Genomic DNA, 9,806 nt, shown 5'->3' on the forward strand with positions numbered 1-9,806 from the left:
TCTACATAAGAATACTTTAGAGTAAAAACTCTAAAAATTTCCCGCGGGAAAAAGTTATTTGAAAATTTATTGTTGAAGTATTGAAGATGAAAGTATAAAAAGGAAACTTGATGATATACAAAAGCTACAATGAAGTAATAGCGGCAGCAAGGGAAGCTTTTCGCAATGAAAAAAGAAATAAAAAGCAGTATGAAGAGTTCAAAACTAAAGTGCAACCTAAGATGATTGGTTTTATTGACGGCATGAGAGCTTTAGGCGGCTTTAATAAAGTGAGGATTAGTACATGAAGTATAAACAGTTTCAATTCCTTGCAAGTTTAGCGGCTGAACAAGGAATCAAAACAATCGGCGAATTTCAAAAATTCATAAAAAATTATAGTGCAAATCATATTAATTGCAACTAAAAGTTAGACATCTCAACTACTTCAACAATAAGTTTTTTAAAAAGGAAAACAATTATGCAAACAGAGATTTTATTAAATAAAGAACTTGCTAGTTCTTTAGATACGGAACTTTTAAAAGAAATAAAGGAATCTAGTACAAAGGACGAGCTAATAGAGAGATTGTTAAAAAAGATTACCTCTCCAAAAAAAAGACTACTAACAAAAACAGAGATGCAAAAAGAAGCTGAAAAGACATTTAGTATTCCAAAACAGAGATTTGAGCATCTTGTCCGTGAAAACAAAATACCTCATATTTACATAAACAATAAGATAAGACTTTTCAATCCCGATGAAGTTTTTGATTATTTAAATACAAACTTCAAAATTGCAAGCTAGGAGATTTTAATGTGGTGTTGGCAAAAAACTATAGCAGAAAAATACACGCGCGAAAATATTTTAAATGATGTTCTACAAGATAATTCAATGATCTTTGAAATGGCAAAAGAAGATGTTGCAAAAATATTACAAAAGACAAACTATAACTTTGTCGTGCAAAGATTACATTATGACGATATTTATGGCACTGCCCTTGAAGTAACTAAAAAACAAGTAGTTAGGATTTTGGAGAAGAAAAAGGGTTTCCTCTTTTGTAAAAATAATAACTGCAGCTTTGAAAACCTAGATCTTATAAGAAAGATTGTTCAAAGAGTTGCAAACAACATCAAAAATCTATTTGACGACAGATATAAAAACTGTATTAAGAGAAGCATAAAAGAAGAGCTAATAAACAATTTCGATGACGCTTATGAAGACGACCTGCTTGATATTTTGATAGAAGAAGAAACTCAGAGAGAAAAGCTTGAAAAACAAAGCTTAGAGCAACAAGAGCATATCGAGTATTTAAAAAATATCATGAAGATAGATAGCAGCGGGCGAACGCTGCTATCTTTTGCATAAGGACGTATTCAAATGAATCAAGAAAATTATAACATATACAACATTAATTTTGAAGTGAGCTTACTTAGCTCTATTCTTTTTAATCCTCAGCTTTTGCCGGATATAGAAAGAGTATTAAATCATGACGACTTTTATCTCCAGGCGCATCAAGATATTTACTCTACTATACAATATCTGTATAAAAACGACCTGCCTATAGATGAAGAGTTTATAAAGCGTAAAGCTAAAAAGTTTGATGAAGAGGCAATGCTTACTATTCTTGCGGCAAATCCTATTTCCAATACTTCTATCTATGCAAAAGAAGTCAAAAAAGATTCAATCTCCAGGCGCATACATGAACTTTCTCTTAATTTGCAGCATAAATTTGACTTAGATGTTATAGATAAACTGCAAAATTTGAAATTTGAACTTGAGAATATAGATAGCGTAACCACATTTAAAAAGAATGATAAAAATATAGAGAGCGTATTTGACAGGTTTGATATAGATTTTGCAAAAATAGAAGATCTTAAGTTTGAGTACCTTATGGATCACTTTTTGGTCAAAAATGAAATTACCATGATATCTGCTCGCCCCGGAACCGGTAAAAGTTTACTTAGCGTTGCTGCCGCAAACATGATGCTCAAGCATAAGACTATAGAGCAGGTTTACTACATAGACGGTGACAACAGTGCATCTACTTTAAAAGACAGAAACATTCATCATCTGAAAAAAGAGCATGGCAATAATTTTAGATATTTTGTAGGACTGGCCAAAAGCGACTTATGGAAGATTGTCCAAACGCTGCTCAAAATGGACCTTACAAATTCATTGATAGTTTTTGACTCTATTAAAAATTTTATAAATGGTGACAGAGATAAAAATAAAGATGTTTCACCTGTAATGGAAATTCTAAAAACACTTAGAAACAACGGCGCTACTGTAATATTTTTACATCATCAAAATAAAAAACAAAAAGATTTTGAAAGTGATTATGCAGGTTCATCAGCATTTGAAGAAGATGCATCCAATGCTTTTAAATTGACAAGAAATGATGACAAAAACGCTCTGATACTCAAACCATTTAAGGCCAGAAGCGGAGATCTGCATGAGATGGCTTTTACTTATAATGCTCTTGAGCACACTCTTACAAAATTAGACCTTGAGTATGCAAAACAAACCGAAGAGTTGGATGATATGATAAATGAAACTATTGAGTACCTAAAATCTTCTCGTAGCAAACCAATGTGGTCAGAGTGTTGGAAAAATCTTACGGATTTAGGATACGATAAAGAAAAAGCAAGTAAAGTTATAAAAAATAACGAAGGTAAGCTTTGGAAATTTGAAAGAGGAGATCGTAATAATCAAAAACTTTACTCTCTCATAGAAACTTCCGCTACAAAATCAAAAGTTGTCGAGACAATATATGAAGATTTAGTTCCGAGAACTCCGATAACTCCGAGAACCCCTGATTTAGGGCTTTATAAAGAGTCTGCTATTGTCTCCGAGAACTCCGATAACTCCGAGAACCCCAAAATACTTAATAATCTATCTATTGTTGAAAATTTCCCGCGGGAAAAAATAGAAATGCCGACTTTGTAAGGAGTATAAATATGAAATATAAAAACCTCAATGATGCAAAAGAGATTGAGCGACTTATTTACGGAAATGGAATTTATGAAGTTGTCATTTTTAAACAAAGATACGGCATACATCCAAAATGGTGGATTAGAGGTAAAGAAAACTATCCATTTTATGCAGAAACTCTGAAAAAAGAGTTTGAAAAATATGATTTAAAAGTACATATTTCAGATGATAAACTTGATTTAAGTGTAGAAAGATTGGAGATACTAAAATGAAAAAATATATTCAAGAGAAAAACCTATCAAATATCTTCGACCTATCAAAAGATTTTTTTATTTCACGAAAAAACAAAGAGTTTATACAAGGAGTGCATTTTTTTATACCTCCAAACAGCTCCAAAACCAAAAAAGCAGTACTTTGGGATATAAAAGCTCTTGAAGATTGGCTCAGAGGTAACCAAAATCCTGATTCAGAGCTACAAGAACTCTTAAATCGTACATAGTATATAATATGCCGTTAATTGTAAGTAATAAATCTCCCATGAAAGGAGATTGCAAAGTGCAAGACATAAAAGCTTCTATTTTAGATAGAAGCAGTAGAAAATTTTGGTACATACGATGCCAAGTGTTCTTTGAAAATGAAAATGTTCAAACCTTTGAGGAAAGTACAAAAATCCTTAAAATAGAAAAAACACTAAAATACATGCAGACTAGATATCTGCCTGCTTGGTTAGCTCGTAAACAAAACGAAATATCTTTGCAAAAATTTGAGAGCAAGAAGTTTTCATATTTTTATGAAAAATATTTGGAAGATCATAAAGGCGATAAAAGTTTTCATAACAGAATTTATATCTATAGAAAAGTGCAAGATTTTTTTGGAAAGTTTGAGGTTACAAAGATTACTCGATTGGCAGTCAAAGAGTACTTAGCATCACTCAATATTACAAGCAGGACCAAAAAAGATTATTTATCTTGCATCAAAGGTATTCTCGACATTGCTATGGATGCCGCAGTTATAAATCAAAATGTAGCAGTAGGTATAATGCTTAAAGCGTCTGAGAAAGAGTCCATTTATCCATTTTCGGCAGATGAAGTTATGTTGCTACTTGAAAAATCAGATGAAATGCTTAAAAACTACCTTGGTATAGCACTGCATACTGGTATGAGAAGCGGCGAGATACTTGGTTTAATGCATCAAGATATCTTAAACGATAGGATTACCATTAAGAGATCTATCTCAAAGGGTCGTATAACTACTCCTAAAACAGTTGGAAGCATAAGAGATATTCCAATGTTTGAGGCAATAAAACCATTTATTGATAATCAAAAAAAGTTAAGTCAATCTCTTTATCTTTTTGATTATAACAAAGAATTTATAAGAGATGTATCTTTTTTTAAAAGAAGATGGCAACAGCTCATTAAGGATTGCAGGATTGAGTATAGAAAACTATATAGCACAAGACATACTTTTATAACTGCTATGCTTAATAGTGAAAAATTCAAAATCATGGAAATTGCTGCTATAGTAGGTCATACTTCACCTGAAATGATAATGAAAAACTACGCCGGATTTATAAAAGACAGTCATTTAAAAGTGGATACTAGTATTGATTTATTTAAGAATAATAGTGACAGTTTAGGTGACAGTTTAAAAGCAAGAATCTAAGAAAATGCTTGAAAGTGCCTAAAACAAGTGGTGGGTTCTGAGTGACTCGAACACTCGACCACTCCGTTATGAGCGGAGGGCTCTAACCAACTGAGCTAAGAACCCACTGTTTCTAGAGAAGCTATTGCTTTGTAGGTCGGAATTATACTTTAGCTCACCTTAGATTTTTCTGATTTTTCAACATCTTTAATTTTGAAAACTACTGCATACATAAGTGGCACGTAAATTAGATTTAAAACAGTTGCCCATGCTACTCCAAATCCAAGGGATACTGCCATTGGTTGAAGTATCATAGCTTGCCCTGAAGCAAAAAATATCAATGTGCTAATTCCTAAAACAGTTGTGAGCGATGTCAGTAAAATCGGTCTTAATCTTGTTTGTGCCTGCTTCATTAGTTGCTCTGTATTTCTTGCATTTTTTATGAAATTTACTACAATAAGTCCATCATTAACTACAACGCCTGCTAGTCCTACGACTCCTATCATTCCGGGCATCGTTATATTTATCCCCATGACCATGTGCCCAAACAGGACGCCGAGTAAAACAAGCGGTATTGTGCTTATAACGATGAGAGATTTTTTTATGGAGTCAAAAAGCCAAACTAGCGTTATAAAAATCAAAAAGATTGCTATAAATGCGGACTGCATCAACTCTCTTTTATTTTTGGCATTTTCTTTTTCCTCTCCCTTTATTTCAAGCTTATAGCCCTCGCTATTTAATTTTGAGAATGTCCTCTCAAGTTTACTCATAACCTCAGCAGAGGTAGCAATATCCTTATCTATTGATGCGGTTACGGTTCTAATCCTTACTCCGTTTTCTTTTTGAAGAGCCACAAATCCTTGAGTCATTATAAAGTCACAAACATCTTTTAGCAAAACAAAAGTATCGCTAGAGGGAACTTGAATTTCTATTCTATCTATAGAGTTTATCTGCTCCTTTATTTTGCTTTCTATCTTTATACGCACAAGCCCGTTTTCATTGAACATTTTGCCGTATTCGCCTTTGAGATAATATGCCCTTAGCTCTGTGGATATATACTGCTCATTAAAGCCTAATTGCTGTCCATATTCATTAACACGAAGTTTAAGCTCTTTTTCGCCGAGAGTTGCATCGTTTGAGATATTATCTACACCCTCGATGGTTCTTAGCGCACCCTCTAACTCTTTTATGCCCAACAAAGCTTTTTGTTCATCATTTGCACTAAGGCTTATCTCAATATCTGAAGCTACTACCCCTGCTCCGGGAACTTTGACAACAAGCTCCTCATAGACTATATTCCCATTCTCTTTAAGATTTCTAAAGGGTTCTATAACTCTCTGCACCTCTTTTGCTATATCTCTTGCATCTCTTTGTCTTTTTAAGATATCTTTATCGTACTCGATTGAGAGATATGGGCTGATATATTTATCAAAAACATTATCCGCAGCACGTTCACTCAAATCTATAAAGATATGAAAAAGATGTTCTCCCGTCTCAGCCATATTTTTAGCATCAAGCTTAAAGCCGATTATCGATGTGATGGATGAGATATCATCGCCTTTGATATTTTTTAAAAGCTCCCTCTCAAGCTCGGTTACAATCATTTCTGTATCTTCAAGCTCATTGTTGATATTTACCTTTCCATAGACATAAACCTGTGTCGTGTCAAAATCGGGGAAGAGTTGAAATTTGGAGTTTTTAATCATAACGGTCGTTAAAGACAAAATAGTTACAATCATAACTATCAAGGAGACCCACTTTTTTCTAAAGACAAAATGAAGAACTCTATTATGCCAAGAGGAGAGTTTTTTCCAGATTTTTTTCGTAGAACTCTCACTATGCGATACCTTTAAAAAGTCATGTGCATGAAGCGGAAGAAAGTAAAATGCCTCAAAAAGTGATGAGAGAAGCAGGACTGTTATCATGATAGGAATTATTTTTATAAACATTCCCATCTCGCCCGTAAGTAAAAGCATAGGTAAAAATGCAAAAACAGTTGTAAGCGTTGCCGCTAAAACTGCCGGAAACATCTCCTGTGCGCCAAGGATGGCTGCTTCTCTTCTATCCATACCCTCTTCTAGATGCCTGTATATATTCTCGGCAACAACAATTGCTTCATCAACTAGCATCCCAAGAGCTATAAGCGCTCCAAGAAGAGAGAGCATATTTAAGCTATCGCCCATAATCTCGGTAGCAATAAGTCCTATCATAAAACTAAGAGGAATTCCCATAGCAACAACAAAAGCTATGCCGCGATTTATAAATATAAGCATTGCTAAAAATACAAGCATAAGTCCAAAGGTCATATTTGTAAAAACGGTATTTAAACGGTTTTTAATCCATATTGAAGTATCTGTATATATTTCATACTGAAGCTCAGGATGAAGTTTTTCACTCTCTTTTAAAAGAACTCTTACCTGCTTGACAAGCTCTATAGCATTTCCCTCTTTTGCTTTTGTAATATTTATAGATACATTTCTTACCCCGTTATAGTGAGAGAGTTCCGTCTCATCGCTAAGCTTAAAGGAGACATCTGCAATATCGCCTATGCGAACTCTTAGGCTGCCCACATTTACGACCGTACTCTCAATGTCTATCTTACTTTTTTCGCCGTTATATGTTGAGATATAGAGATGAGAACCTCTATCTTTAATGGTTCCTATGGGAAAAACAGAGCTTATATTTTTTAGTGCTTCTACGGCTAAAGCGGGCTGTAGTCCAAACGCCAAAACTTTTTGCTCATCAATCTTTATAACCAGCTCTTCTTCGGCATCACCACGAATTGTAATATCGCTTAAATCTTTAAGCTTACTAAGTTCACTCTTTAGCTCCTCTGCTCTTTGAAGTAGCTCCTCTTTCGGTCTATCTCCAGCTAGTGCCACTAGAGCCAAAGGAAAGCTGTGCAGCTGTATCTTTGCTATGGGTTCTGACATATCTGAGGGCAAATCTTTTTTTACGCCGCTTACTATATCTTTTACGTCATTTAAAACATTCACATTGTCAGAACCGGGTTTAATATCTGCTATGATAGAAAAAGAGCCATTTTTAATAGTTGTCTTTATGATATCAAGTTCACTTATATTTTGCAGATCATCCTCTATGGTTTTAACAACCATCTTGTCAAGCACATCGGCAGAAGTGCCGACATAGCCGCCACTAATGGCGATTTTATCCATATTCATGGGAGGAAATATCTCTTTTGGAATATTTATATAAGCAAATATGGAGAGAGCAAAAATAAATGCAAGTAAAATATGGTTGAGTAGCGGTTTATCTATCGCAAACTCTAAAAAACGACGAATCATTAGACCTCTTTAAAATAGTGTGTCGAGTATCTGGTTCTTAAATCTAATGGACTCAACTGAGCCTTTTATGAGTCTATTCTCTTCTTTTAGAGTGTCGTACTCACTTTTGAGTTTTGATATATCTCTGCTTTTATAATATATCTGCTGCTGAATATATATTTTTGGAAAGATGACAATGCAAACAAGTGCAATAGTAAGCAAAACATACAAAAGATGATTTAAATCTACGCCTTTTTGTGGATTTAGAACTAAATCAATCTCATCTAGTAACTCAGTCTTAGCGCTCAAGTTGTATATCCGTTTCAAAAACTCTTAACTTTGCGCTTCTGCTTCGAGAGTTTGCCCTTAGCTCCTCATCTTCTGCCGTAAGAGGTTTTTTTGTTAAAATTTTTCCGTATGAGTAATCATTGCTACATGTGCATCTCATAGCCTCTTTTGGGCAGATGCAGTTCTCTCTCCACTTACTAAACCTGTTTTTAACGATTCTGTCTTCAAGTGAGTGAAAAGAGATAATTGCTATCTTTGTATTTGAAAACCTTGCTTCTTCTATTGTGTCTAAAAGTGAATTTAACTCCCCTAGTTCATCGTTTACTTCTATGCGTATCGCCTGCATAAGAAGAGTTGCGGGATGGATTTTTTTCCCTGTGGGCATCAGGTGTTTTATGGCTTCACTTAGCTCTTTTGCAGAAGAAAAAGGGCGATTATCTACTATGAAAGAGGCTATCTTTTTATAGTTTCTAAGTTCGCCATACTCTAGCAAAATCCTCTGTAGCTCTTTATTTGAATACTCATTTATAACCGTCGCTGCACTAAGAGGAGCATCTTTATCCATTCTCATATCAAGATTTTCGCTAGAAAAAGAGAATCCTCTCTCCTTTTGATCAAGCTGAAGTGACGAAACCCCAATATCTGCCAAAATACCTTTAATCTCTCTCTTATCATGTTCTTTGAGGATATCTTTTATTACACAGGAAAAACGCCCTTTTTTAATCTCTACTCTATCTTTATACGGCTCAAGTCTTGAGGTTGAAAAATCTATGGCGCTTTGGTCTTGGTCTATTCCTATAACTTTTACATGCGGGTTTGCTTCTAAAATCATAGAGGAGTGACCGCCATAGCCCATTGTGCAGTCTATAATTATCCCCTCTTTTATATCGCTAAACGTTTCTAGTACCTGCGTATATAAAACTGGAACGTGCGGAATATTCTGCATTTAAACCCTATGTTATTTTTTCTATAATTATACATTAACTTTGTAAAGTTTAATTTTTATTAGTGTATGATTAAGCAAAAAAGAGTGGAAATATGCAGACATTCATAAGTCAGTATTATATAATATTTATAGGATTTATTAGTGCGGCAACTCTTATAGTTATATATATTTTCATAAAAATGTTTCGAAATCATAAGACTTATTCTACTCAAAAAAAAGAAGAAAAAGTTGAAGCCAAAGAGGAGTCTAAAGAGCTTCTTAAAGAGGTTACCACCCCAGCACTTGCTATCATAAAAAAACGAGAACTTATACCACATGATAAAATTACTAAAGATGATTTTGCCATTTTTAAAGGCACAAGAGTATTGATTGCCGAAGACAACATAATAAATCAAAAGGTTATTACCGGACTTTTATCAACTTCAGGCATAGATATAACTATCGCGAATGATGGTCAAGAAGTCCTCAATATTCTACAAAACGATAGTGATTTTGCAGTAATATTTATGGATGTTCACATGCCTATAATGGACGGATTTGAAGCCACAAGACTCATTAGAGAAGATTCAAAATACAATCACATTCCAATAGTTGCTCTAAGCGGCGACATAGCAACGGATGACATTCAAAACATGCTAAAAGCGGGAATGGAAGCACATCTTCAAAAGCCTCTAAAGATGGACGCTCTTTATGATATTTTATACATTTATACTACAGGCGAGGAGTCTCAAAAAATACACAA

The 9,806-nt window shown here is 34.2% G+C and carries 11 protein-coding genes and 1 tRNA gene; 8 read left to right on the forward strand and 4 right to left on the reverse strand.

What is annotated here, in order from left to right:
- Positions 1-110: 110 nt before the first annotated feature.
- From M0Q17_RS09070 to M0Q17_RS09100, 7 genes are all read left to right on the forward strand, one after another.
- Positions 111-287: a hypothetical protein gene (locus M0Q17_RS09070; RefSeq protein WP_295086120.1), complete on the forward strand. Its 177-nt coding sequence runs from the start codon at positions 111-113 to the stop codon at positions 285-287.
- Positions 288-457: 170 nt separating this feature from the next.
- Positions 458-778, forward strand: a complete 321-nt coding sequence (locus M0Q17_RS09075; RefSeq protein ID WP_295086122.1) for a hypothetical protein — start codon at positions 458-460, stop codon at positions 776-778.
- A 9-nt stretch (positions 779-787) separates the two neighbouring features.
- A complete protein-coding gene (locus M0Q17_RS09080; protein WP_295086123.1) occupies positions 788-1,339 on the forward strand; it encodes a hypothetical protein in 552 nt (183 codons plus the stop codon).
- A gap of 12 nt (positions 1,340-1,351) precedes the next feature.
- The gene (locus M0Q17_RS09085; protein ID WP_295086124.1) at positions 1,352-2,920 is read left to right on the forward strand and encodes a DnaB-like helicase N-terminal domain-containing protein; all 1,569 of its coding nucleotides are present in this window, start codon (positions 1,352-1,354) and stop codon (positions 2,918-2,920) included.
- 11 nt (positions 2,921-2,931) lie between these two features.
- The gene (locus M0Q17_RS09090; protein WP_295086126.1) at positions 2,932-3,177 is read left to right on the forward strand and encodes a hypothetical protein; all 246 of its coding nucleotides are present in this window, start codon (positions 2,932-2,934) and stop codon (positions 3,175-3,177) included.
- Entirely contained in the window at positions 3,174-3,404 is a 231-nt protein-coding gene (locus tag M0Q17_RS09095; RefSeq protein ID WP_295086128.1) for a hypothetical protein, read from the forward strand. The genes M0Q17_RS09090 and M0Q17_RS09095 overlap by 4 nt, the downstream gene beginning before the upstream one ends.
- A 56-nt stretch (positions 3,405-3,460) precedes the next feature.
- Positions 3,461-4,567 carry a site-specific integrase gene (locus M0Q17_RS09100; RefSeq protein WP_295086129.1) on the forward strand — a complete coding sequence of 369 codons (1,107 nt, stop codon included), beginning with the start codon at positions 3,461-3,463 and terminating at the stop codon, positions 4,565-4,567.
- Between the two features lie 28 nt (positions 4,568-4,595).
- Here the strand turns inward: M0Q17_RS09100 and M0Q17_RS09105 are convergent.
- From M0Q17_RS09105 to rsmH, 4 genes are all read right to left on the reverse strand, one after another.
- Positions 4,596-4,672 (reverse strand) — tRNA-Ile (locus tag M0Q17_RS09105).
- Between the two features lie 44 nt (positions 4,673-4,716).
- Complete coding sequence (locus M0Q17_RS09110) at positions 4,717-7,851, reverse strand: efflux RND transporter permease subunit (protein ID WP_295086131.1); 3,135 nt, start codon at positions 7,849-7,851, stop codon at positions 4,717-4,719.
- Positions 7,852-7,860: 9 nt separating this feature from the next.
- Positions 7,861-8,139 carry a hypothetical protein gene (locus M0Q17_RS09115; RefSeq protein ID WP_295086133.1) on the reverse strand — a complete coding sequence of 93 codons (279 nt, stop codon included), beginning with the start codon at positions 8,137-8,139 and terminating at the stop codon, positions 7,861-7,863.
- Entirely contained in the window at positions 8,129-9,064 is a 936-nt protein-coding gene (gene rsmH, locus M0Q17_RS09120) for a 16S rRNA (cytosine(1402)-N(4))-methyltransferase RsmH (protein ID WP_295086135.1), read from the reverse strand. The genes M0Q17_RS09115 and rsmH overlap by 11 nt, the downstream gene beginning before the upstream one ends.
- A gap of 92 nt (positions 9,065-9,156) precedes the next feature.
- Here rsmH and M0Q17_RS09125 point away from each other — a divergent pair.
- A partial coding sequence (locus M0Q17_RS09125; RefSeq protein ID WP_295086137.1) for a response regulator occupies positions 9,157-9,806 on the forward strand: 650 nt, incomplete at its 3' end.

This window comes from Sulfurimonas sp. (genome assembly GCF_023229105.1).
Classification (GTDB): Bacteria; Campylobacterota; Campylobacteria; order Campylobacterales; family Sulfurimonadaceae; genus Sulfurimonas.

What these genes read in the sequence shown, in the direction of transcription:
- M0Q17_RS09070 (WP_295086120.1), top strand. Translation starts at nt 111, where the DNA reads ATGATATACAAAAGCTACAATGAAGTAATAGCGGCAGCAAGGGAAGCT.
- M0Q17_RS09075 (WP_295086122.1), top strand. Translation starts at nt 458, where the DNA reads ATGCAAACAGAGATTTTATTAAATAAAGAACTTGCTAGTTCTTTAGAT.
- M0Q17_RS09080 (WP_295086123.1), top strand. Translation starts at nt 788, where the DNA reads ATGTGGTGTTGGCAAAAAACTATAGCAGAAAAATACACGCGCGAAAAT.
- M0Q17_RS09085 (WP_295086124.1), top strand. Translation starts at nt 1,352, where the DNA reads ATGAATCAAGAAAATTATAACATATACAACATTAATTTTGAAGTGAGC.
- M0Q17_RS09090 (WP_295086126.1), top strand. Translation starts at nt 2,932, where the DNA reads ATGAAATATAAAAACCTCAATGATGCAAAAGAGATTGAGCGACTTATT.
- M0Q17_RS09095 (WP_295086128.1), top strand. Translation starts at nt 3,174, where the DNA reads ATGAAAAAATATATTCAAGAGAAAAACCTATCAAATATCTTCGACCTA.
- M0Q17_RS09110 (WP_295086131.1), bottom strand. Translation starts at nt 7,851, where the DNA reads ATGATTCGTCGTTTTTTAGAGTTTGCGATAGATAAACCGCTACTCAAC.
- rsmH (WP_295086135.1), bottom strand. Translation starts at nt 9,064, where the DNA reads ATGCAGAATATTCCGCACGTTCCAGTTTTATATACGCAGGTACTAGAA.